Consider the following 24153-nt stretch of genomic DNA (forward strand, 5'->3'; position numbering starts at 1 on the left):
CAAACGACCGTTTTCATTGGACGTATGAATTTCGTAAAAATTTTTGGTAACTGTTTGTTTCATGAAATATCTCGATCTTCGTGACTTCACCGCGCAACTGGAGCGATCCGGCCAGCTTCGTCGCGTAGACGTGCCGGTTTCGCCGGTATTGGAGATGACGGCACTCGCCGACCGTGTTCTCAAAGCGGCAGGTCCCGCGCTGTGGTTTGAGCGGCCGACCGGCTACGACATGCCGGTGCTTGCCAACTTATTTGGCACCCCTGAACGAGTGGCCCTTGGCATGGGCATCGACGGCGGTGAAAACGCCCTCGGCTCGCTGCGCGACATTGGCCGCCTTCTCTCGACCCTCAAGGAACCGGAACCCCCTCGCGGGCTGAAGGACGCGGGCAAGCTGCTCGGCATGGCCAAGGCCGTTTGGGACATGGCCCCCAAGGAAGTCGGCAGCCCCGTTTGTCAGGAAATCGTCTGGGAGGGCAACGACGTCGACCTCGCACGCCTGCCGATTCAGACCTGCTGGCCCGGCGACGCCGCGCCGCTCATCACATGGGGTTTGGTCATTACCAAGGGACCTCACCGCAAGCGACAGAATCTCGGCATCTATCGCCAGCAGGTCATCGGCCGCAATCAGGTCATCATGCGATGGCTCGCCCACCGGGGCGGTGCTCTCGACTTCCGCGAGTTTGCACAGGCGAACCCGGGCAAGCCGTTTCCGATTGCCGTCGCGCTCGGTGCCGATCCGGCGACCATGCTCGGTGCCGTGACACCGGTGCCCGATACGCTGTCCGAGTATCAATTTGCCGGGCTTCTGCGTGGCAGCCGAACCGAGTTGGCCAAATGTCTGACGCCAGGGCTGGAGTCGTTGCGTGTCCCCGCCCGCGCCGAGATCGTGCTCGAGGGCTTCATTTATCCATCCGAGCAAGCGCGCCCCATCCCCGACGGTGCCCCGCCGCCCCCGTCGCGCGGTGCGACAGCGGGTTACGACCACGCCCTCGAAGGTCCTTATGGCGACCACACCGGCTATTACAACGAGCAGGAATGGTTCCCGGTGTTCACGATCGAGCGCATCACCCTGCGTCGTAACGCGGTCTATCACTCCACCTACACCGGCAAGCCACCCGATGAACCGGCCGTGCTGGGCGTGGCGCTCAATGAGGTGTTCGTCCCGCTGCTGCAAAAGCAATTCCCCGAGATCACCGATTTCTATCTGCCGCCTGAGGGTTGCAGCTACCGGATGGCCATCGTCCAGATGAAGAAGGCCTATCCGGGGCACGCCAAGCGTGTCATGTTCGGCGTCTGGAGTTTCCTGCGCCAGTTCATGTATACGAAGTTCATCGTCGTGGTGGACGAGGACGTCGATATTCGCGACTGGAAGGAAGTCATCTGGGCGATCACCACGCGCGTCGATCCGACCCGCGACACCACGCTTGTCGACCAGACGCCTATCGACTATCTCGATTTCGCCTCGCCCCAGGCAGGGCTCGGCTCCAAGATGGGCATCGACGCGACGAACAAGTGGCCGGGGGAAACTTCGCGCGAGTGGGGACGTCCCATCGAAATGACCGCCGACGTCGACGCGCGCATGGCTGCTCTATATAAGGATCTCGGCCTGTAAAACCGGCCGCGCAAGCCGGATCGCGATCCTCGTCTTACGCCGGCGGCCGTCGGGCTGCCGGTGTCGCACGCGCGGCGCATTGTTCGACATTGCATCGCCCCATCCGATGTTCATGCGTCGTCACGAACGGCGCACGGCATTGGAGTAAGCTGGCACCCGATACACCGACAAGCCGTATCCGTTTCCGTCCCCCGTACGGTGCACAGTCCCCCGACAGCGCCGCCCGGTCATCGAAGAGGAGAGCTGATCGTGTCATCTACCCGCCCACCGGCGCATTCCCGCGCATCGGCCAAAGCCCATCCGGCGCTGGCCCGTCTGAAAGATCCCGAATTGCTTAAGTCCGACGCCTATATCGACGGCGACTGGACACCGGCCGACTCGCACGCGACCTTCGTGGTGAACGATCCCGCCACCGACGCCGAAATCGCGCATGTGGCCGATCTGGGGGCCAAGGAGACCGAGCGCGCTCTGGTCGCCGCCGAAACCGCCCTGCCCGAGTGGCGTCGTAAGACCGGTAAGGAGCGTGCACGCATCATGCGTCGCTGGTTCGACCTCATCATGCAGGCACAGGACGACCTCGGCGCGATCATGACCGCCGAGCAAGGCAAGCCGCTGGCCGAGGCCAAAGGCGAAGTGGCCTACGGCGCATCGTTCATCGAGTGGTTCGCCGAGGAGGCCAAGCGCATCGACGGCGACGTGCTCAGTTCGCCGGAAAACGGCAAACGTCTGCTGGTGCTCAAGCAGCCCATCGGCGTGTGCGCTTCGATCACGCCGTGGAATTTTCCCATCGCGATGATCACCCGCAAGATCGCGCCTGCGATTGCCGCGGGCTGCACTATCGTGGTCAAACCAGCCCGTCTCACCCCGCTCTCGGCACTGGCGCTCGCCGAACTCGCCAATCGCGCCGGGTTACCCAAAGGCGTATTCAATGTCGTGACGTCGAAAAACTCGTCGGATGTGGGCAACGTGCTCACCTCGAGTCCCCGAGTGCGCCATCTGTCGTTCACCGGGTCCACGCCGGTCGGCGCGAAGCTGATGGAACAATGTGCGTCCACAATCAAGAAGGTAGCGCTCGAACTGGGTGGCCTCGCGCCGTTCCTCGTCTTCGACGATGCCGACGTGGACGCCGCCGTCGAAGGCTGCATCGCCTCCAAATTCCGCAATGCCGGCCAGACGTGCGTGTGCGCGAACCGTATCTATGCGCAGGACGGTATCTACGACACTTTCGTTGAGAAACTGACCGTGGCGGTGAGCAAGCTGCGCGTGGGCAACGGCTTCGAGCCCGGCGTCGCGATTGGGCCGCTCATCGAAGACGCCGCCGTCGCGAAGGTGGAGCGTCACGTGGAAGACGCGCTCGCTAAGGGCGGGCGTGTCACCGTCGGCGGCAAAGTGTTGCATGGCCGCTTTTTCGAACCGACCGTGGTGGCAGACGCCAGCGCCGACATGCTCGTCGCGCAGGAAGAGACCTTCGGGCCGGTGGCGCCGGTCTTCCGTTTCAAGGACGAAGCGGACGGCATTCGCCTGGCCAATGCCTCCGATTTCGGCCTCGCATCGTACTTCTTCGCCCGCGATGTCGGACGCGTCTGGCGCGTGGCCGAGGGCATCGAAGCGGGAATGGTCGGCATCAATACCGGCCTGATCTCGAATGAGGTGGCGCCGTTCGGAGGCGTCAAGCAGTCGGGTCTGGGCCGGGAGGGGTCCAAATACGGCATCGACGAGTACCTTGAAATGAAGTATCTCTGCCTTGCCGGGATGTGACGACAATCTGACCCTTTAATACTTTGTAATAGGCACTTTCCCATGCCGAGATCCGCGTCCTGACTGGCTTGCACGTAATTTTCCGTAACGTCGGCAAACAGGATGGCATTGGGAAAGTGTTACAAAGTCCCACAGACGCGGGGCGCCTCGGGTAGAATCGCGCTTTTTTCGCGAACGGCGACTCCGACCCCAATTCGGGTAATGCACGCCCCCCGTGCGCCACGACATGGGACCGGTCGATGTTCGCGAAGCCCATCAACGGAAGTCGCGTCGGTCAGCGTCGCCCCCGCGCCGTCATGTTTCTCGTGACGGCGACCGGCCTGCCGGCAGTTTGTCCGCCCTCGCGCAGCGTGCCGCCCCGCCCTCATCGGGCCGGTGCCTGCTCCCCCCGGGCGTGGAGAAGACATCGAATGGATAACAATCAATCTCTCATGCGCAACATCGGGCCGTTTGCCCTGATGTTGACGGGCCTCGGCTCGATTATTGGTTCCGGCTGGTTGTTCGGCGCCTGGAAAGCCGCCAAAATCGCTGGCCCCGCCGCCCTTTTTGCCTGGATCATTGGCGCGGTCGTCATTCTGGCCATTGCACTCACTTACGCGGAATTGGGCGCCATGTTCCCCGAGTCGGGCGGCATGGTGCGCTATTCGCGTTATTCGCATGGCAGTCTGGTCGGCTTCATCGCCGCCTGGGCAAACTGGATCGCCATCGTGTCGGTGATCCCGATCGAGGCCGAAGCGTCGATTCAGTACATGAGCACATGGCCGTACGACTGGGCGCACCGCCTGTTTGTCGACGGCACGCTCACAAGCAGCGGCCTCATGCTTTCAGCCCTGCTCGTGATCGTCTACTTCATGTTGAACTACTGGGGCGTGAAGCTCTTCGCGCGCGCCAATACGGCGATCACGCTGTTCAAGTTCGCGATTCCGGCCCTGACCATCGCAGGTCTGATGATCGCGGGATTCCACCCCGGCAACTTTAATCTGGCGGAACACGGCGGTTTCGCGCCGAACGGCATGTCGGCCGTGCTTACCGCTGTCGCCACGTCGGGCATTGTGTTTGCGTTCAACGGCTTTCAAAGCCCGGTGAACCTCGCGGGCGAAGCGCGCGATCCGGGTCGCAGCATTCCGTTTGCAGTGGTCGGTTCGATTCTGCTCGCAACCGTGATCTATCTGCTGCTGCAAGTGGCCTATATCGGCGCGCTCTCCCCCGAGCAACTGGCAGGCGGATGGCACATGGTGAGCTTCAGCTCGCCGTTCGCCGAATTGGCCATTGCTCTGGGTCTGAACTGGCTCGCGATCGTGCTGTACTTCGACGCGTTTCTGAGCCCGAGCGGCACCGGCACCACCTATATGGCGACCACGAGCCGTATGATCTACGCAATGGAACGCAACCGCACCATGCCTGAGATCTTCGGCCGCGTGCACCCGCTATACGGTGTGCCGCGCCCGGCCATGTGGTTCAATCTGGCCATCTCGTTTGTCTTCATGTTCTTCTTCCGTGGCTGGGACTCGCTCGCCGCCGTGATTTCAGTGGCCACCGTGATCTCGTATCTGACCGGCCCGATCAGTGTGATGGCTCTGCGCCGTGCCGCACCGGACATGCACCGCCCCCTGCGTTTGCCCGGCCTGTCGCTGATTGCGCCGTTCGCCTTTGTGTGTGCTTCGCTGATCCTGTACTGGGCTCGCTGGCCACTCACCGGCCAGATCATCGTGCTGGTGGTCGTGGCGCTGCCGGTGTACTTCTACTATCAGGCAAAGGACAAGTGGCAAGGCTTCGGTCGTGATCTCAAAGCCTCATGGTGGCTGATCGGATATCTGCCGGTCATGGCGCTTTGCTCGTATCTCGGCAGCAAGGAATTCGGCGGTATCGGTTGGCTGCCGTACGGCTGGGACATGGTGATCGTGGCAGCCCTCTCGCTCGCCTTCTATCACTGGGGAGTGAAGGCCGGGTGGCGCACGCCCTACCTCGCTGAAGAACGCGAGCAAGACGCCGCCAGCATGGAAGGCATGCCCGCCCTCTCGCACTAAGCCACGTCATCTTTCTCTTTTTACGACGGTCTCTTTTGGGGGGCGCTTTACCTCGCCCCCCAGACGGACCGAAGCCCCTTTCCGCCTCTCAGACATAAACCCAACTCGCCGCAGAAAGGGGCTTCGGTCCGTCTCTCTTCACGCCGTCAGGACTTCCATCAACACCGTTCCTGCGTCTCAGTGCGCCGCGCTGCTCGGGTAGCGTTTTGCGGGCTATCTTTTTTCCGTTCGGTCCTTCACTCACCGGTGTGCGCGTCGACGCTCGATGAACAGGCTGTTGCCTAGTGCTCGCTTCGCCATTTTCTTGGCATCGGCCGCCGCGGCCGAAACTTCTACATGCGACGGGAAACTCTCCGGAGTGACCGCCACGACACCGATCGACAAGCTCGTGATCGGATGGAAGATAACCATGCCACGTCGATCTTCCGCCTCGAATCCACCCGCCGCAATCTGGTCCGGATGGAAGTACTCAGTCACCGCCTCGCCAAAACGGGTAAGCGCTTCGCGGCATCGCGCCTCCCAGTCGGGACTGCGGAACAGAATCAGGAAGTCGTCACCCCCGATATGCCCGAGGAAGTCCCGCTCGGGATTTCGCACGGCCATCAGCACACGCGCGACAAGCTGAATCAGGTCGTCGCCGCGTCGGTAACCGAACACGTCGTTGAACGGCTTGAAGTTGTCCAGATCGATGTAACAAGCATGGAACGACTGCCGCTCGCCAATCATGCGATCCATGTAGTCGTCGATCGGCACGTTGCCCGGCAGCAACGTGAGCGGATTAGCGTAGCGCGCCGCGTCGAGTTGCATATCGGTAATGTGACGCATGAGGGCATGCCCCTGCGCGACGCCGAAATATCGGCCCTGATCCGTCACGATGAAACCCGCCGCAATCTGCCGGCTCGCCCCTTCGGCAATCATGCGGCTCAGATCTTCCATGCGCGCTGTCTTGTCGAACGTGAGCGGGCGCGGCTCCATCACCGCCGAACACGGCTTGCGACCGTACAACTCCCGCGTGAACGGACGTGCGAACCGGCCTATGAGCGATGCGCGTCCGATCAACCCTACCGCACGATCGCGCTCGACCACGGGCAATACCTCTAGCGCCGGATCGCTCTCGAAACGCGCCACCACATCTTCGCTACGGGTATCGGGCGAGACCGGCTCGACGTAGGCAGCAATGCGCTCGAGCGTCACATTGCCCGAACCCAGTTGACTGGGCTGCTGGTGCACATAGGCACGGCGCTCGTTCACAACATCCTGCACATTGGCCGTGATCGCCCGTTGCGGCTGTGCTTCAGGGCGCGCAATGAAATATCCCTGACCGAGGAAGATGCCAAGATCGCGCACTACCTGAAGCTCTTCGGCATGTTCGATGCCTTCGGCAATGACGCGTGTACCACTCGTCTCGGCAATCTGGCGCATCGAACGCACGAACTGGAGTTTGACCGTATCGGTGTCGATGCCGTCAACGAAATGCCGATCGATCTTGACGTAGTCAGGCCGCAGCTCGGACCAGAGTCGTAGGCTCGCGTAGCCTTCGCCCATGTCGTCCAGCGCCACTTCGAAGCCCAGCGACCGATACGCGGTGAGCGACGCCCGCGTGCTCGCCAGATCGAGTGTGGGGGCATGCTCCGTGAGTTCGAGCACGACGCGCTCGGGCGCAAGGCGAAACGACTGGAGCATGGCGAATGTCTCGTCGAGCCCCAACGATTCGCTCACGCCCCCCCCAGGTTGGGCGCGCGTAACGGGGCCGATGTTCAGGAACAACCGTTCGGGCAAGTCCTGTTCGACAAAACCGCGCAACACCGCACGGCGGCAGGCCAGCTCCAGCGGTCCGAGCAGACCATGACGACGCGCAGCGGCAAACAGCGCCATCGGCGAGTGAATCGACGTGCCCGCAGGGCCCCGCACCAACCCCTCGAAACCCGCGACTTCCGATGTCCGAAAATCAAGAATCGGCTGAAACACGCAGGTCAGACCAATGCCCTCGCACAGTTCGGCGAGCAACGCACTCTCGTCGGGATCGGCATAAGGCGCGGCAGGACTGGCAGAGAGGGTTTTCGCGTCGCGTGACGCACCGAAGGCGCCGGGGCGCTCCGGCGGACGTATCGCGACAGGCGTGGGAGGGTTCAACTGAGACTCCGTAGGTCGGTGCGGTGCGCCGCCATCATGCAAACAGCAATGCGTTGTGCGGGCATGTGTCGGGCGCCATCGAGCGCGCCGAAGGCAAGTGCGCTCCGATGAACGGTCTCACCCGTGTTCCCCGTGCTTCGCGTGCGGTAGCTGCTCTGTGGCCCATATCCGCGTCTTGTGACGGTGCCCGCAGGCACCCTCTTTTACTTGGCACTCAGGCTATCGCCGTTATTTGACAGAACCGTGACAGTGCCGGAATTGCCACACACCCGGCCCCCGCGCGAACCCCGGCATCTCGTCAGGCGGGAATTCTCACACCAGTGGGGAATGTTTCCGACACGGGACGAAAAAAAACGGCAACGCCGCAAAGCGTTGCCGTTTTTCCAGCCCGGCTCCATCGACTGGAGCGGCCTGCCCGAACTTACCAGGCGGTCACGACCGAGCCGCCAAACTTCTGCTCGATGAATGCCTTCACTTCCGGCGAGTGGTAGGCCTTGATCAGCTTGGCCACCCAAGGCTTGTTCTTGTCGGCCGTGCGAATGACCAGCACGTTGGCGTACGGGCCATTGGCGTCTTCGATGGCGAGCGAATCGCGCTTCGGGTTCAGACCAGCTTCCATCGCGAAGTTGGTGTTGATGACAGCCACGGCCACGTCGTCGAGCGAGCGCGGCAGTTGTGCCGCATCCAGTTCCACGAACTTGAGCTTCTTCGGGTTTTCGACCACGTCGAGCGGTGTTGCCTTCAGGCCGGCGTCGGCCCGCAACTTGAGCAGACCCTGCTTTTGCAGCAACAGCAGCGCACGGCCGCCATTGGTCGGGTCGTTCGGCAGCGACACCTTGTCACCCGACTTCAGTTCGGCCAGCGACTTGAGCTTCTTGGAGTAGATGCCCATCGGGAAGATCACCGTCTTGGCGATCGACTCGAGCTTGTAGCCACGGTCCTTCACTTGCGCATCGAGGTACGGCTGGTGCTGATAGCTGTTCACGTCCAGATCGCCCGACGACAGTGCGGCATTCGGCTGCACGTAGTCGCTGAATTCGATGACCTTGATGTTCAGGCCGTCTTTCGCAGCAACTTTCTTCACTTCATCGAAGATCTGCGCGTGCGGGCCGCCCGTGACACCCACTTTCAGATTAATCGCATCGGCGGCGACAGCAGGGGCTGCAAATTGCGTGGCGAAGACCGTGGCGGCGCCAACTCCGGCCAGCAGCTTGAAAATCGTACGGCGTTGCATAGAAAACCTCGCGTGTGTATGAAGTGCCGGTTTGCCGGCGATGTTGTTATGTGAAGCGTAATTACTTGTGGCTCAGGCGACGCACCAGCCAGTCGCCGAACGTCTGCACCAGTTGCACGAAAACAATCAGGATCAGCACCACGGTGATCATGACTTCCGGCAGGAAGCGCTGATACCCATAGCGGATGCCCAGATCGCCCAGTCCGCCGCCACCGATGGCGCCTGCCATTGCCGAGTAGCCGACCAGACTCACAAACGTGATCGTGAGGCCGGCCACGATACCGGGCAACGCTTCGGGCAGCAGAACCTTCATGACGATCTGACCGGTCGTGGCGCCCATCGACTGGGCCGCTTCGATCAGGCCACGGTCGACTTCGCGCAGCGCGGTCTCTACGAGACGCGCCACGAACGGCGCAGCGGCGATGGTGAGCGGCACCACGGCGGCCATCGTACCGATGGACGAGCCGACGATGAGTCGCGTGAACGGAATCACGGCAACGAGCAGGATGATGAACGGCGTAGAGCGTACCGCGTTGACGATGATTCCGACGACGCGATTGGTCGGCAGGTTCTGCAACACGCCGTTGCGATCGGTCAAATAGAGCAGCACGCCGAGCGGCACACCGACGACGGCGCCGATCAGGCCGGAAATCCCGACCATGATGAGCGTCTCCCAGAACGAGGAGACGAACAAATCGAACATTTCACTCCACATGGCTCAGCTCCTCAACGACAACGCCCTGACTGGCGAGGAACGCCATGGCTTCGGCCACACGGGCCGGGGTGCCGCCTGCCATGACGGCAAGCGATCCGAATGCCTGCCCCTGGATCTCGTCGATCTGGCCATGCAGGATATTGAAATCGAGTTCGTAACGGCGAATCGCCTCGGAAAGCAGCGGCTGATCCACGCCCGCGCCGGAAAACGCCAGACGATACAGATGGTCGTGGCCATTACCGATGCGCGATGCGACACGCTCGCGAACGCCGGCGGGCAACTCTTGCGCAATCACGTCGCCGATGAGGGCACGCGTAACTTCGTGGCGCGGGCGCAGGAATACGTCGATCACGCGCCCCTGCTCAACCACGCGGCCGGCGTCGAGCACGGCGACACGGTCGCACACCTGCTTGATGACTTCCATCTGGTGAGTAATCAGCACGACGGTCAGTCCCAGCTCTCGATTGATACGCTTGAGCAGTTCGAGAATCGAGCGCGTGGTCTCGGGATCGAGGGCCGACGTGGCTTCGTCCGAGAGCAACACCTGCGGCTCGCTCGCCAACGCGCGGGCAATACCCACGCGCTGCTTCTGGCCGCCGGAGATCTGCGCCGGATAGCGGTCCTTCTGCGCCGTCAGGCCCACCAGTTCGAGCAGCGGCAGCACCTTCGCACGAATCTCGGTGGCCGACATGCCCGCCAGTTCGAGCGGCAGCGCGACGTTGTCGTAAACGGTGCGCGAGCTGAGCAGGTTGAAGTGCTGGAAGATCATGCCGATGCGACGGCGCGCCTGACGCAGTTCGTCCGACGACAATGACGTCAGATCCTGGCCGTCCACGCGCACGGTCCCGTCGCTCGGGCGATTGAGCAGGTTGATCACACGCACGAGCGTGCTCTTACCGGCGCCGCTTCGGCCGATGATGCCGAAAACTTCGCCGCGCTCGATCGACAGGCTGATATTGGAAAGCGCGTCGATCGGCCCCTTGGGTCCAGCAAATCGCTGGGTAATGTTCTGGAGTTCGATCATGCAAAAAAATGGCAGCCCCACTGCCTGAAGTGCCCGCAGTGCCGCCGCCTTGACCCGGTATTTAGCGCAAAGGCGACATTCTAGCCCATGCACCTAAATAGTTGAAAATAATAAAATTTGATCTCTTTATATCGAATTTCAACCGAAGTTCTTAGCGCCTCGCGAAGCTCGAACGAGGGGGAACCCTGCCGTGCCGCAATGCAACACGAATCGGGCTCGCGACAGAATGCCTGCCCTCTCAATCGAGAAAATGTGAGGTGATTTCGCTAATCGGGAATCGCATTCCCGCCAGACAGGAATGGAGCGTGAGTGGGATCAAGAGCCCCGGATCGAACCGGCACTCCCGAAATTAGGGAGATTTCAGGCCTGCCGGCTGGAGGCAAAGTCGTCGAGCACTTCGATTACGCGATCGAATTCCAGCGATTTGTCGAAGAAGTACTGCACACCCAGCTGGAGGCACCGCTTGCGATACGTCGCCAGTGCGTAGTTCGTCAGCACAACGGCCATGAGCTGCGGCAACAGGCCAGCGTCGTGCAGATATGAGAGCACGTCCATGCCCGAGCCACGTCGCAACTGAATGTCGACGATCACGGCGTCGAACTGGTCTTCCTTTAGCGTGCGAACCGCGTCGTCGGCAGTCTCCGCCACGCCCGCCACCTGGAGCATCCCGGTCGAACCGAGCGCTTCGGACAGGCTCTCGCGAATTACCGCCGAGTCTTCGATCAACAGCACCTTGAGGGGCAAACGGGACCCCGTATGCGTTGCCGCGTTCCCGGTTGACATCACAAGCCTCTCTTTTCCATCAACTGATCAGACCGTTCTTGAGCGCATAAAGCGTCAGGTCGGCATTGGTTTTCAAATGCATTTTTTCCAGCACGCGCGCGCGGTACGTGCTGACAGTCTTCACCGACAGATGCAACTCGTCGGCGATTTCCGTAGGGGTACGCCCCTGCGCGAGCTTGCAGAACACCTGAAACTCGCGCTCCGAGAGCTGTTCGTGCATCGGCTCGTCGATCGGATTATCCAGCTTCTGCGCCAGCAGATCGGCCGTTCCCTCACTGACATACCGGTGGCCGCGCGCCACCGTGCGGATCGCCCGAATGATCTCTTCGGGCGGCGCATCTTTCATCAGATATCCGTTCGCCCCGGCACGCAGCAAATTCACCGCGTACTGCGCTTCCGGATACGTCGACAGGAACAGCACACCCTGCTCGGGACGCAATTGCTTGATCACTCGCAGGGTGTCGATGCCGTTCTTGTCAGGCATGGCGATATCCAACAGCACGACATCGAACGCCGTATCGCGAACGGCGCGAATCACCTCGTCGCCGCTCGCGGCCTCGCCCAGCACTTGCATGTCCGATTCGTCGGCAATGAACTGCTTGAAGCCCGTGCGAACGATTGCGTGATCGTCGGCAATCAGGATTTTTATTGTCAGTGACATCTAAGCTCCAGAAACGGTCCCCATCGGCCCGATGGCGTCGCCCACATGTTTTGGATGGACAGACCATGGCCGTCACCGCTGGTTATTCTCGCTCGAGCAGGTCGTGCATATCGTCGGCATGCTCTTCCTCGACCGCCAGAATTTCTTCGAGCATGCGCCGCGTCGTCGTGTCCCGGTCGCCTAAATAATGAATCATCTCGCGGTAACTCTCAATCGCAATACGCTCTGCAACGAGATTCTCGCGAATCATGTCCCGCAGGTTGTTCCCCGTGACGTATTCCGCATGACTGCGTGCCGACAGCCCGTCGGGTGAGAAATCGGGTTCACCGCCCAGTTGCACGATACGCGCCGCAATGCGATCCGCGTGATCCTGCTCCTGCAAGGCGTGTTCGGCAAACTCGGCCGCGACCGGTTCGGCATGAATCCCGGTGGCCATGAAGTGGTGGCGCTTGTAGCGCAGCACGCACACCAGCTCGGTGGCCAGTGCGTCGTTGAGCATGTGCACGACCGCGTCGCGGTCTGCACGGTAGTCTTCCGTGACGGCGCCGTCGTCGAGATGCTCACGGGCACGCTCACGCAGGGCGCGAACATCGATCTCGAAGTCTTCGCCCGCGTGCTTGCTGTGACCGTTGCCTTTCGTCGCGGGCTGGCCATGCGTCTTGGCAGGGGCCTTGGCTTGCTTGGCGGTATGCATTAGCGAATCTCCTTGGTAGTGTTTGCGAGTGTTTGCGGGGGATGGACGGGATGGAAAGAAGGCGTGCTTCGCGGCCGTCGGTGAGCGATCACCGGTCATCGCGCCGGGCGAACTGCCGGGCGGATCGAACCGCCCCGCCCGCCCGGGGGATGCCGCGCAAGGCGAGCACGTCTATCGTCGGACCACCCCGAACAGCAGCGTGACCAGAAAGATCACCAGGAAGATGAAGAACAGAATCTTGGCAATCTCGGCTGCACCGGCAGCAATTCCCGTGAAGCCGAAAACAGCGGCGATCAACGCGATCACGAAAAAAACGACAGCATAGTGAAGCATCGCAACCTCCTCCTTGAATGGGAACGGACCGTGAGCGGCATGACTGACGCTTCACGGAATCGCCACAGCGCAAGATCACGCGTTGCGCCGCGGCGCACCGTCTAATCGACGATCTTCTTGGCGACGGTCAGTCCAAGCAGCAGGAAGATCACGAACAGCACCAGGAACAGCACGAACAGAATCTTCGCGATCCCGGCGGCACCGGCAGCGATCCCAGTGAAGCCCAGCAAGCCGGCCACGATGGAGATCAGTGCAAACAGCAAAGCCCACTTCAACATAGCGCTCTCCTTGTTATTGCATCGTTTCCCGGAGACATTCCTGGCATCCGACGGGGTGACATCGTGTTACACACGGCGACGCAAACTATCGGACGCTGACTGTATGGTAGGGAATGCCCGCCGACGAGACTGCCCGGCCGGCGCTGGTTTTTGCGTAGGAATTCGCTGACAATTTCCGAAATGACGCGATTTTCGACTTATGATCAAAGCGCGTCTCGCCCGTCGAACTCCCTGCTGGACCACTTCCCAACCACCTGACAACCCCTCATGCCCCGATTGTTGACGTCCTGGCTGCGCCGCCGAAGCTGGATCATCGCCATGATTGCCGCGATCGTCATCACGGTCGGGAGCCTGATCGGGCTGGAGTCTGCGCACCGGCGTCTCGCCTCCACCTACGAGACTGCCCTCCAGGCCATGACTGCGGCCAACGAGCTCAACGAGATCATGGCGCGCACCTCCACGGTGGTCTCGAGCCAGCGCGGCTACCTGCTCACGAACAATCCGATCTATCTCGATCCGTATCTGTCGGCAGTGCGGCGCATTCGCGATCTCGCGGCACTCATCGTCCAGCATTACGACGATGTCGGCGATACCCAGGCCACGCGGGACTTTGCCAACGTAATGACGTTGTTCTCGCAACGCATTACCGCCATGGAAACGGCGCGCGCGGCGGTCAAGCAAGGAGAAATGACCATCGAAGAGGCGCTCTCGCCGTCCAATCTCGGCATGGGCACGATGGAACCCGTACAGAACGGCATTACGGATCTGTACAACCGCGAGTTGGCGCGCGCACGCACAGCGCAAGACGACGGACGCTTCGACCAGGCCATCTCGGCCGTGAGCGCCGGCGCCCTCTCGATCCTTACCATCCTGCTGTTCATTCTGCTGTTCCGCACGCTCGGGCGACAGATGCGGCAAGAGGAACTGGCGCGCGAACAGTTGCGCGAACAGCAGACCCATCTGGACCGGCTCGTGCGCGAACGCACCGAACAGCTCGACGAGTTGGCCACCCACTTGCAAAACGTCAGCGAAGACGAGAAGACACGCCTCTCGCGCGAGTTGCACGACGAACTCGGTGCGATTCTCACGGCCTGCAAGATGGACGTGACGTGGGCGCACCACAAACTGCGAGCGACCGATCCGGCTATCGCGGAGAAACTGGCTCGCGCACAGCGCAATCTCGACTCCGGTATTCAGACCAAGCGCCGCATCATCGAGAACCTGCGTCCAACGGTGCTGATCAACTTCGGTCTGGTCACGGCGTTACGCTCGCTTGCCGAGGAAGCGGCCGATCAACAGCACTGGCAACTCGACCTCGATCTGCCGGAAGAAGACTTCGCGCTGCCGGAGTCGACTGCCATCGTGCTGTTCCGCGTGGCGCAGGAGGCGCTTACGAACGCGGGCAAGTACGCACGCGCTACCGCCGTGCGCGTCGCGCTGGCGTGCGACGGTCAACGTGTCCGCCTGGAAGTCATCGACAACGGCATTGGCCTCACGCGCGATCAGTTCAACAAGCCCAAGACACATGGCCTGTTCGGCATGCGCCAGCGTGTCTCCGCCAAGGGCGGACGCATCGATATTCACTCGCTGCCGCAACGCCTCGGCACCGAGATTCAGGTCGTGCTGCCGCTGTGCAATCCGGCAGACGCGCTCGACATTGCCACGGAAGTGACCGAAAGCACTGCACCGCAGGCGCCCGCCGGTACAACTCCCGACAGCGGCGCCAGCGAGACTTCCCAAGCGCCGGGTTCGTCTGGATCGCCGGAGTCGCCCGAGTCGCCCGAGTCGCCCGAATCGTCTGAATCGTCTGAATCGCCGCAGGTGTCTCCACGCTCCGTCCCTCCCGTCGGAATGCGCTGACAGCGCAACCCGACTCCGCCTACACCGCGACGCTCACGCGGCTGACAGCGCAAACGTTTCGCACTCCCTACCATGGAATCACTTGCCGCCCTCACGGCGCGGCAATGACGCGGTAATGACGCGGGTATCAAACGCGCGATGCTGTGCGTGCTGTGGCACGAACTATCCCTGAACCCAACATTAAGGAGTTGCTATGAACTCGGATCTGATCAAGGGCAAGTGGAATCAGCTTAAGGGCGAAGCCAAGAAGCAGTGGGGCAATCTGACTGACGACGATCTGCTCAAGATTGAAGGCAACCGCGACAAGTTCGTGGGCGTGATTCAGGAACGCTACGGCAAGGCCAAGGCCGATGCCGAACGCGAAGTCGATACCTGGAACAACCAGCACAAGCTCTGGTAAGCCCAGGTCGCCGTGCCCGCCGGGAGGCGGGCCGCAACTGCGTTCTAGCGCCTCGCGCCTCACGCCTTGCGCTTTCCAGCGCCTCGGACGACATTCACTCTCAAGGAGAAATCAAAATGAAACGATTGATCGCCATCGCACTGCTCTCCGGCTTCGCACTGGGTCTTGCCGGTTGCAACACCATTCAGGGCGCGGGCAAGGACGTTGAAAAGGGTGGCGAGGCCATTCAAGGCGCCGCAGAGCGTAATAAGTAACGCCGACTGACCGCCGGAACCCCGGCGCATGCCCCGTCTGACACGCGATGCATCGGCATCGCGTCTCATACTCGTTCGCTCGTTCTAATACCAGCCCAAAGGAGGACTTTGAGATGTCACATCGAATCGCCATGAACTTCCTCACCTGCGCCTGTCTCGCGGCAGGCGCTGCGGGAATGATGGGCACAACGGTAGCCAACGCGGCCGACGCCGCCACCAAGGATCGGTACGACGCCGCGCAGAAATCTGCCGAGGCCGACTACAAGGCATCGGTGGCGCGCTGCGAGGATCTCAAGGACAACGCGAAGAAAGTTTGCGTAGAGAACGCCAAGGGTAACGAGAAGGTTGCCAAGGCGAACGCCGAAGCCGACTACAAGCAAACGCCCAAGGCCCGTTACGACGCCGCCATCGCGAAGGCCGACGCCGATTACAGCGTGGCCAAGCTGCGCTGCGACGACAAGAAGGGTAACGAGAAGGACGTCTGCGTCAAGGATGCCGACGCCGCCAAGACCAAGGCCTATGGCGACGCCAAGGTCATGCGCACGAGCCGCGAATCGTCGAAGGACACCATGGCCGCACGCGAGGACGCCAACGCCGATGCGAACAAGGCCCAATACAAGGCCGCGCTCGAGCGTTGCGACAGCCTGAGCGGCAACAGCAAGGACGCCTGTGTGGCCGACGCCAAGGCGCGCTTTCACCAGTAACCGGGCCACATCTGGCACACATCCGGCAAATTTCCGGCAATAGGCGGCCCCGCCCCATAACCCGGGCGATTCCCCAAAAACAAGCATCGCGGCGGGGGCCGATTCGGTTTAGCAGGGAGGAGGAGGTGTCTCGTCGACACGAGAGACACTGGCAGCGGGCGGATGCCGTGAGAGCGGCTTCCGCCCGCTGTTTTTGCGCCACACGCACACGGCGTCATGTAAATGAATGTAACAAGTGTCGCTCGAAACCGCGTGCCGACGCGCGGACGCCACCCTCTGGCGCGTCAACCAAAACGAGCGCAAACCGTTGATTCTGAATAGAATAGGGGCCTGATTCACACGTTTGGCGGCCGCCTTTCTACGCCCGAACGTTCCCTATGCCGTGTCAATGCGCATACTTTGCAACAATTGCGCCACGCCTGCGTTTCGGAACTTCAGTAAAGTTAAGTCAAGAAATCTGACGAACCAAGGTGCCGGTGGGCACCTGGCGCGTCGAACGGCATGGTGCCGTTCGGGTGCCGTCATCAGTACGCTGCCAAGTCCGCAGGAGAAATGTCATGAAAACCAAGTTTGCCGCCCTTGCCATCGCCGGCATCGCGCTCGCCGCGGGTGCGATCGGGACGGCGCAGGCGCACGTCTCGGTCGGTATCGGTATTGGGGTGCCGCTGGTCGTCCCCGGCCCGGTGTATGGGCCGGCCCCGGTGTACGTGGCGCCGCCTCCGCCGGTCTATGTCGCACCGCCGCCCGTCTATGTCGCCCCCGCGCCCGTCTACTATGGCCCACCGCCGCCGGCTTATTACGGTCGTCCGTACTACTACGGCCACGGTTACTGGCGTCACGGCCGCTGGTACCGGTATTGATTGAGGGCTGGCAAGCCCGGCCACTGAAAGCACAACGCGCCACCGACTGCGAAGTCCGTGGCGCGTTGCTTTTCAGGGGGACAAGACGAGCGCGTGCTCAGCGCGCCACCCGGTAGGCAATGCGAAAACCGCCCCAATGACGCCCGTTCACATAGATCGGTGCCGACGCGTCTTTCATCACCACGAACTCGCCCCCACCCATGTCACGCCGGTAAGTCTGGAGCAGCAGCGGTTTGGTATTGCGTCCGGCCGCAGCGCCCGTTCGGTCGTTGAAAAGACGCCGATTACGACAGTTCGCAGCGTTCCACACCGGATCGTTGGTCGGCGACTGTGAGAACTTTCGATTGTGCGTGGGCAGATAGCCGTTTTCGTCGACGGCGGCGCAGAACGTGATTCGCTCGTTGAGTCCGAGCAACGGCTCCTGAATGGCGGGCAGCGTCTCGTCGGTAAAGCGGGTGAAACTCGCCATCAACTGCTGCGGGTTCGACCCCGGAATCGGTTCGTAGCGACGGTCGAACAGCTCCTGCTCGCTGATCTTTCCCTTGGCCAGCGCCGCCTCGAAACTCTCCCCCACTTGCTTGGCCGCGCGGCGTACGGCGCGAATGAAGGGCGTGTCTTCGGTTTCGACGTCGGCCTCGGCGATCAGGCCGATCAAATGCTCCGAGACAGACAACAGCCCGTTGATGCGCTCGCGCGCGCTTTCGACATGATCGGCCGAATGCGAGACACCGTCTGCCATTTCATCGACGTGGGCGGCGAGCGTCGTGCACTCGTTCTCGATCGCTTCACTGACCTCGGCAATCTGGCCGGCCTGACGATCGAACGTATCGAGTGCCGAGCCGGCGGTCTCGATCACGTTCGCAATGGCGCGGGTGCCTTCGCGCGCATCGTTGGCGCGTGCAACGTTGGCATTGCTCTCGCGCATCAAACGCTCGGTGCGCTCCCCCAGCGCGGCGAGTGTGTGCTCGATCTGCTGGGTCGCCTCAGCCGTCTTGCTGGCAAGCAATTTGACTTCGGTGGCAACGACCGCGAAGCTTCGCCCGGCCGCGCCTGCACGAGCCGCTTCGATAGCGGCATTGAGCGCCAGCAGATTCGTCTGACGGGCGATCACCGAAATCCCCTCGGCGACTTTCCCCACATGATCGAGTGCGTCTCGCAGCCCGGCGATCTCGCCGGCCATGCCGGATACGCCCTCCACCAAGCCGTGAATGGAAGCCAGCGATGCGTCTGCCGTGTTGCGCGACGCGGAGATTTCCGCGCTCGCACGATCGGCCACATCGCGTGCCTCGCGGGCAGCGCTCGCGATCCGCTGATTCCCTTCGCTGGTGTCGGCGGCGGCCCGGCGAAGCTCCTGAAACACTTCGGCCTGCCGCTTGATTCGAACGGCGATTTCGTCGACGTTACCGGCGATATCGCACAACTCCACGCCGAGGGTGCCCGCATTGGTGGCCACCTCGTTCATGATAGCGACGGTCTTCGCTGCTCCCCTTGTGCGCGTGAATAGCCCCATCGTCAGTCTCCTCGCATTCTGATCTGCTTGTTATGACGAGGGCGCGACATCCGCCGGAACTGCCAAAAACGCCGGGAAGACGCTCGCGCCGCACGCTGATGTGTCGAAAAGTATAACGGGAGAAAAAACGGCCGACTTGAGGGTTTCTTCGCTTGTCGCACCCCTTGCCGCCGCCCGCACTTTCGACTTTATGGGGCCACCCTCTCACGCACGGCTTACGCGTGACTTACTGAGCGCTGAGCGGCCTGACGAGGCCGCCGCGCCTATCGCGGCGCGCATCGCTTCGCCCACCGCAACGACCAGCCCACTGGCATCGCGGCGATGCAGCAACGCGATTTCGCTGTCGGCGTTGGCGTCGTCGAGCGTCACGCGCCTTACCTCCGGCCCTGCCATGGCAGCAAGGCTCTCCGGCACGATAGCCACGCCGAATCCCGCTGCTACCAGGTTCACAAGCGTCGCCTTGCGCGACGTTGCCACGGCAGCCTTCGGAAAGAAGCCGTGCTGTTGGCATAACTGCGCAACGCGATAACTCAATCCGCCGCGTTCCCGATGCGGCAGCGAGACAAACGGCTCGGCCGCCAGCGCCGCCACGCTCACCGACGCCTCGCCCGCCAGCACGTGACCCGGCGGGACGAGCAACAGCAAGCGCTCCGTTGCGAGGGTGTCGCACACGAGCGACGCCGCGGGACGAAGCACTGGCAGGCGCACCAGCCCCAGATCGATGCGGCCGGCTTCGATTTCGTCTTGTTGCTGTTCGGAGGACAGCGTGGAGACATCAACACTCACGCCGGGGTGTGCCTGAAGATGGGCAAACAAGGCGGCGGGCAACGCCCCGGCAAACGGAACCGAACTCGAATGCGCCAGCCGTACCGTGCCCTGCTCGCCACGCGCCACACTGCGCGTGAGGGCCACCGAGCCTTCAAGTTCGGTGAGCACCCGCCGCGCCTCGTTGACGAATGTGCGCCCCGCAGGCGTGAGCGTTACGCCCTTGGACGAGCGCTCGAGCAACACCGCCTGCAATTCGCGCTCAAGCTCCGATATCTGGCGGCTCAGCGCCGATTGCGCGACGAACAAACGTTCGGCCGCCGCGCTGAAACCACCGGCGTCGACCACTTCCAGGAAATACCGCAACTGCCGCAGCGACACCATAACCATGCCGTTTCGAGATCGAATATCGCCACATTCTATATTGGCGCGGCCCCGGCACACGGCCCTATGCTGGCGGAAAACCTGCAAACGCCATGTGCGTTCTTCTCGCCCGCTTCGCTCTCGTCCCACTACGCCTGCCATCATGCTCTCGACGTTGTCTGCGCCGCTACTCGACACACTTGCCGCCGCACTCCCCACCCCCGGCCACTGGCTACTGATGAGTGCCGCCCTTGTCGTCGCCTATGTGATCTTCGGCGTCGCGGGCTTCGGCACGGCGCTCGTCGCCAGCCCTGTGCTTGCCTATGCGATGCCCGTCGCCCAGATCGTGCCGATGCTGGCCCTGCTCGACTTCAGCGCGGCCTCGGGCAATGTCGTGCGCAATGCCCGCGCCGCCGACATCGGCGAGTTGCGTCGTCTGGTGCCGTCGATCGTCGCCGGGAGTCTTGCGGGCACCGCGCTGTTGCTGACATTGCAGCCCGAGGTTCTATTGCGCGCGCTGGCGTGGTTCATCTGCGGATACGCCGTGTTCTCGCTGATCGGGCCGCGTGCGAAATCGCGTCTGTCACAGGCATGGGCGGTGCCGTTCGGGGCGCTGGGCGGCATGTTCGGCGCGATGTTCGGCAGCGGCGGCTTCATCTTTGCGATCTATCTGACGAGTCCCCTGGAGCGGGTCGAGGCGATGCGGGTCACGCAGGCCACGCTGATCGGCTTCAGTACTCTGGCGCGCGCCATGCTGTTCCTGTTTGCCGGCGTCTACGCCAATCTGCCGATGCTGGTGACGGCGGCGTCATTGATCCCGGCGATGATCGCCGGGATGTGGCTCGGCAAGCACATTACCTTGCGCCTCTCACGCCTGCAGTTTGTGAAAGCGGTCAATCTTGTCGTACTGGCGGCGGGGATCGCGCTGCTGATGCGCAGCCGATAGCGCCAAGCGCCGTTACGGCGGATATCGAGGTCATGTCGATTCCCCCCAACACAGCGCGCACCGGCAAGCGGGTATGCTGACAGCCGTACGCAACTCTATACGGCTCTGTATGGCCCTGTATGGCCCTCCTCCCATGTCGCTGCCCGCCCTGCTCGTCTTCGGCGAAGCCCTCACCGATCTGATTCGCCGACCCGGCGGCGATGGCCGCCAGTGGGTGACGCGCGCGGGGGGTGCGTGCTGGAATGTCGCGCGGGTGAGCGCCGCCATGGGCGTGGCAACAGGTTACGGCGGCGCGATCAGCACGCATGCGCCCTTCGGCACCGAATTGCTTGCCCTTTCCCGCGCGGCAGGTCTGGACGAACGATACCTGCAACCGGTCGACGCCCCGCCGCTCGTGGCCGTCGTGCATCGTCACGATCCGCCCGCGTACTTCTTTCTCGGCACGGGCGCCGCCGATCTCGCCTTCGATCCCGATGCCCTACCCTCCGGCTGGCAGAACGCCGCGCGTGTCGCGCACTTCGGCTGCATCAGTCTTGTGAGAGCGCCGCTGGCGGGCAGGTTGCTGTCGTTGGCCGCGCAGTTGCATGCGCGCGGCGTCGCCATCAGCTTCGATCCGAATCTGCGCAATCTGATGGGCCCCGACTATTTCGCCACCTTCACGCAAATGGCGAAGCTCGCGACATGGCTCAAGCTCTCGGTGGAAGACCTGCGCGGGCTGTACCCTGCGCGGACCGATGACGATGCACTGGCAAACGTGCGTCGTATCGCGCCGCAAGCATCGGTATTACTCACGGACGGCGCAAACGGCATGCGATTACTGCTGCCCGACGGCACGGCGCTAACTCAACCGGCATACTCCGTCGACGTAGCCGATACGGTCGGCGCAGGCGACGCCGCCATCGGTGGCTGGCTGGCCAGTCTGTCGCGCGATCCCGAGGCTTCGCTTGCCAGTCACCTGCGCCGCGCGGCCGCCGCCGCAGCCCTCGCCTGCACGCGCACGGGTGCCTACGCACCCGACTGGCAGGCAGTGGAAGGCCTCGTCGCCACTCGCCTCGTGGATGGAACGTCAGGTCAATCATCCAAATAATGGCTATGATGACAGTCAATCATCACCATAGCCGATAAATTCGAGATGACGCCGGACCAATTGCTGACCTTCGCGACGGTCGCCGAACTGGGCAATATCAGCCACGCGGCACAGGCGCTGCATCTGTCGCAACCTGCGGTTTCCGGACAACTCCGTTTGTTGCAGGAATCGTTTGGCGAGCCGTTGTACCGGCGCGACGGACGCGGCATTCGCCTCACGGCCGTGGGCGAGCAGGTCGCGGTGTACGCGAACAAACTGCGGCAGGATTACCGTCAGGCACTCGCCCTGCGCGACAGCCTGCGCGGCATGGAAACCGGCGCGCTGCGCATTGGCGCGAGCACAACGCCGGCCAGCTATCTCCTGCCCTACGTGATCGCGGAATTCCATCAGCGCTACCCCGCTGTCGCCTTGCATATCGTCGACGGCAACACCAGCGAAATCGTGGCGCAGCTCGACCGTCTGGACGTTGCCTTCATCGAGGGGGCCGTGCCGCCGGGCTTGTCGCCGGAGATCGCCGTGCGGCCGTGGCGCGACGACGAAGTCGTGGCGATTGCGCGTGTCGACCATCCGCTGACGAAAGCCCCGGAAGGGGCGTCGTTGCAGGCCATCGCCGACTACCCGTTGATCATGCGCGAACCGGGCTCGGGGGTACGAGCGCTGGTCGCCAGAGCGTTCTCGGTGGCGGGGCTCACGCCGCGCGTGGCGCTGGAACTGGCGGGGGTCGAGAGTATCAAGGAAGCCGTGCGTGCCGGCATGGGCGTGGGCTTCGTCTCGGCGATGTCAATGCGTCATGAAGACGCTGCGCTCGTTTCGGTGCGCATCGATCCGCCGCACGGTCTCAAGCGTTTGTTGACTGCGCTCGTCCCCCACGCCGACGCCCTCTCGCGCCCCACAGAGCGCTTTCTCGCCCAGTGCTTTCCGGGAGACGCCGCCGATCCGGCTGCGGTGCGGTGACACGCGACAGCGACCCCATCGTACGCTGCGCGGCACTCGTCGCATCGCCCACCGGACCGGCGCGTCAGGCCGATCTCCTACGGCCTCATTTGAAATCCCAAGCCATTTGCTCCGCCACCGACGTGGCTTCCGAAGACCGCACACACACCTCCAGATAGTCGGTAATGGGCGGCGGCGGCGGGGTGCCTTCGGCCATCAGACGATGGTTATCGAACACGTAGTCGAGCGCTGCGAATGCGCCATACCGGCGCAACGCCTTGGCCATCAAACGGCTGTTGCCATGTCCTAGCTGACGGGCCAGCGCCGGGGTCAGGCGATCGATCTCCGCTTCACCGATGTGCCGGAAGCGTTCGCCCAGCGGGGCTACGCCGCGCGCCTTCGCCAGCGCCGCCTCGATCTGGCGAATGGTTCGCGCGCTGCCCTCGCCTGCCGACACGTGATACAAGTCGTGACGCAAGCGCGGCAGGAAGGCAAGATCGATCAGTGCATCGGCGCAAAAGTCGACAGGCACCACATCGATCCGGTCATCGAGACTGCAAGTGAATGCGCCGAGCAACTGCACCATGCGGAACATCCAGAAGATGCTGCCAGACGGCTCGCAACCCAGGCGCGTATGCCCCACGACAATGGAAGGCCTCGCAATCACCAGCGGCAGGCCCGGCCACTCGCGGCGCAGGCGTCGCTCCGCCTCAGCCTTCGACGCGGTGTAGGGCACGACCTGATGATCTGCGAGCGCCAGTTCGTGCGACTCGCGCACCAGCCCCGAGAGCGCATCGCCACAGGCCATGGCCGTGCCGACATGTACGAAGCGCTCAAGCACCGGCGACGCCGCGACCGCACGGGCGAGCGCCAGTGTGCCGGTCACGTTGACGGTGTCGAGTTGCGGATGCGCAGAGAAGGTCGCAATTGCCCCGGCGTGAATGACATGCGTGACACTGCGCATGCGCGGGTCGTCTTCGAACGAGACCGGCTGCGCAAGGTCGCCGCACACGATGTTCGCTTCGCTGAGTGCGAGCCGATGCACCGGCGCGACGCGAAAACGGTCCATCGCGGCCCGCACACGGGCCAGACCGTCACTGCTGGTTCGCGAGCGCACGAGCAGCAACAACGACGGACCGAATCCATCCTTGAGAAGCTGGGCGACAACCGCGCCCCCCACAAAACCGGTACTGCCGGTGACGAGAATTCGCATGGCATT

General features: G+C 62.6%; 23 protein-coding genes. 11 read left to right on the forward strand and 12 right to left on the reverse strand.

Features of this window, described 5'->3' with window-relative positions; translation table 11 throughout:
* Window positions 1-61 precede the first annotated feature (61 nt).
* The 3 genes from AT395_RS19510 to AT395_RS19520 all read left to right on the forward strand — a co-directional run bounded on the left by AT395_RS19510 (window position 62) and on the right by AT395_RS19520 (window position 5397).
* Window positions 62-1612, forward strand: coding sequence for a UbiD family decarboxylase (locus tag AT395_RS19510; protein ID WP_048628926.1), 1551 nt, complete (start codon window positions 62-64; stop codon window positions 1610-1612).
* Between the two features lie 249 nt (window positions 1613-1861).
* Window positions 1862-3370: an NAD-dependent succinate-semialdehyde dehydrogenase gene (locus AT395_RS19515; RefSeq protein ID WP_048628925.1), complete on the forward strand. Its 1509-nt coding sequence runs from the start codon at window positions 1862-1864 to the stop codon at window positions 3368-3370.
* A gap of 410 nt (window positions 3371-3780) precedes the next feature.
* Window positions 3781-5397 carry an APC family permease gene (locus AT395_RS19520; protein ID WP_042114876.1) on the forward strand — a complete coding sequence of 539 codons (1617 nt, stop codon included), beginning with the start codon at window positions 3781-3783 and terminating at the stop codon, window positions 5395-5397.
* Window positions 5398-5637: 240 nt separating this feature from the next.
* On the opposite strand, the gene AT395_RS19525 is transcribed toward AT395_RS19520, so the two are convergent.
* The 9 genes from AT395_RS19525 to AT395_RS19565 form a co-directional block, all read right to left on the reverse strand.
* Window positions 5638-7530: a GGDEF domain-containing protein gene (locus AT395_RS19525; protein ID WP_042114875.1), complete on the reverse strand. Its 1893-nt coding sequence runs from the start codon at window positions 7528-7530 to the stop codon at window positions 5638-5640.
* Between the two features lie 421 nt (window positions 7531-7951).
* A complete protein-coding gene (locus AT395_RS19530; protein WP_042114872.1) occupies window positions 7952-8764 on the reverse strand; it encodes a MetQ/NlpA family ABC transporter substrate-binding protein in 813 nt (270 codons plus the stop codon).
* Between the two features lie 61 nt (window positions 8765-8825).
* The gene (locus AT395_RS19535) at window positions 8826-9479 is read right to left on the reverse strand and encodes a methionine ABC transporter permease (RefSeq protein WP_042114871.1); all 654 of its coding nucleotides are present in this window, start codon (window positions 9477-9479) and stop codon (window positions 8826-8828) included.
* Window positions 9469-10503 carry a methionine ABC transporter ATP-binding protein gene (locus AT395_RS19540; RefSeq protein ID WP_048628924.1) on the reverse strand — a complete coding sequence of 345 codons (1035 nt, stop codon included), beginning with the start codon at window positions 10501-10503 and terminating at the stop codon, window positions 9469-9471. Before AT395_RS19540 ends, AT395_RS19535 begins: the two co-directional genes overlap by 11 nt.
* A gap of 360 nt (window positions 10504-10863) precedes the next feature.
* Window positions 10864-11286 carry a response regulator gene (locus tag AT395_RS19545; RefSeq protein ID WP_042114869.1) on the reverse strand — a complete coding sequence of 141 codons (423 nt, stop codon included), beginning with the start codon at window positions 11284-11286 and terminating at the stop codon, window positions 10864-10866.
* Window positions 11287-11305: 19 nt separating this feature from the next.
* Window positions 11306-11947: a response regulator gene (locus AT395_RS19550; protein WP_042114866.1), complete on the reverse strand. Its 642-nt coding sequence runs from the start codon at window positions 11945-11947 to the stop codon at window positions 11306-11308.
* Window positions 11948-12029: 82 nt separating this feature from the next.
* Window positions 12030-12641: a ferritin-like domain-containing protein gene (locus AT395_RS19555; protein ID WP_082117812.1), complete on the reverse strand. Its 612-nt coding sequence runs from the start codon at window positions 12639-12641 to the stop codon at window positions 12030-12032.
* 171 nt (window positions 12642-12812) lie between these two features.
* Window positions 12813-12974, reverse strand: a complete 162-nt coding sequence (locus AT395_RS19560) for a DUF1328 domain-containing protein (RefSeq protein WP_039374862.1) — start codon at window positions 12972-12974, stop codon at window positions 12813-12815.
* A 101-nt stretch (window positions 12975-13075) separates the two neighbouring features.
* The gene (locus AT395_RS19565) at window positions 13076-13252 is read right to left on the reverse strand and encodes a DUF1328 family protein (protein ID WP_042114863.1); all 177 of its coding nucleotides are present in this window, start codon (window positions 13250-13252) and stop codon (window positions 13076-13078) included.
* Window positions 13253-13519: 267 nt separating this feature from the next.
* Between AT395_RS19565 and AT395_RS19570 the strand changes: the two genes are divergently transcribed.
* From AT395_RS19570 to AT395_RS19590, 5 genes are all read left to right on the forward strand, one after another.
* Window positions 13520-15112, forward strand: a complete 1593-nt coding sequence (locus tag AT395_RS19570; protein ID WP_082164777.1) for a sensor histidine kinase — start codon at window positions 13520-13522, stop codon at window positions 15110-15112.
* A 193-nt stretch (window positions 15113-15305) separates the two neighbouring features.
* Entirely contained in the window at window positions 15306-15512 is a 207-nt protein-coding gene (locus AT395_RS19575) for a CsbD family protein (protein WP_039374866.1), read from the forward strand.
* A gap of 116 nt (window positions 15513-15628) precedes the next feature.
* Window positions 15629-15766, forward strand: a complete 138-nt coding sequence (locus AT395_RS19580; RefSeq protein ID WP_042114861.1) for an entericidin A/B family lipoprotein — start codon at window positions 15629-15631, stop codon at window positions 15764-15766.
* Window positions 15767-15879: 113 nt separating this feature from the next.
* Entirely contained in the window at window positions 15880-16470 is a 591-nt protein-coding gene (locus AT395_RS19585) for a hypothetical protein (RefSeq protein ID WP_042114860.1), read from the forward strand.
* 557 nt (window positions 16471-17027) lie between these two features.
* A complete protein-coding gene (locus AT395_RS19590) occupies window positions 17028-17330 on the forward strand; it encodes a hypothetical protein (protein WP_172417111.1) in 303 nt (100 codons plus the stop codon).
* A 97-nt stretch (window positions 17331-17427) separates the two neighbouring features.
* Here AT395_RS19590 and AT395_RS19595 read toward each other — a convergent pair whose 3' ends face one another.
* A complete protein-coding gene (locus AT395_RS19595) occupies window positions 17428-18840 on the reverse strand; it encodes a methyl-accepting chemotaxis protein (RefSeq protein ID WP_042114855.1) in 1413 nt (470 codons plus the stop codon).
* Between the two features lie 204 nt (window positions 18841-19044).
* The gene (locus tag AT395_RS19600) at window positions 19045-19995 is read right to left on the reverse strand and encodes a LysR family transcriptional regulator (RefSeq protein WP_231606120.1); all 951 of its coding nucleotides are present in this window, start codon (window positions 19993-19995) and stop codon (window positions 19045-19047) included.
* Between the two features lie 136 nt (window positions 19996-20131).
* On the opposite strand from AT395_RS19600, the gene AT395_RS19605 reads away from it, so the two are divergent.
* From AT395_RS19605 to AT395_RS19615, 3 genes are all read left to right on the forward strand, one after another.
* Window positions 20132-20914: a sulfite exporter TauE/SafE family protein gene (locus AT395_RS19605; RefSeq protein ID WP_082164776.1), complete on the forward strand. Its 783-nt coding sequence runs from the start codon at window positions 20132-20134 to the stop codon at window positions 20912-20914.
* A gap of 133 nt (window positions 20915-21047) precedes the next feature.
* Window positions 21048-22001, forward strand: coding sequence for a carbohydrate kinase family protein (locus tag AT395_RS19610; protein WP_042114853.1), 954 nt, complete (start codon window positions 21048-21050; stop codon window positions 21999-22001).
* 45 nt (window positions 22002-22046) lie between these two features.
* Window positions 22047-22955, forward strand: a complete 909-nt coding sequence (locus AT395_RS19615; protein WP_048628921.1) for a LysR family transcriptional regulator — start codon at window positions 22047-22049, stop codon at window positions 22953-22955.
* An 85-nt stretch (window positions 22956-23040) separates the two neighbouring features.
* On the opposite strand, the gene AT395_RS19620 is transcribed toward AT395_RS19615, so the two are convergent.
* Window positions 23041-24147: an SDR family oxidoreductase gene (locus tag AT395_RS19620; protein ID WP_048628920.1), complete on the reverse strand. Its 1107-nt coding sequence runs from the start codon at window positions 24145-24147 to the stop codon at window positions 23041-23043.
* Window positions 24148-24153 lie beyond the last annotated feature (6 nt).

The sequence above is a fragment of the Pandoraea apista genome (assembly GCF_001465595.2).
Classification (GTDB): Bacteria; Pseudomonadota; Gammaproteobacteria; order Burkholderiales; family Burkholderiaceae; genus Pandoraea; species Pandoraea apista.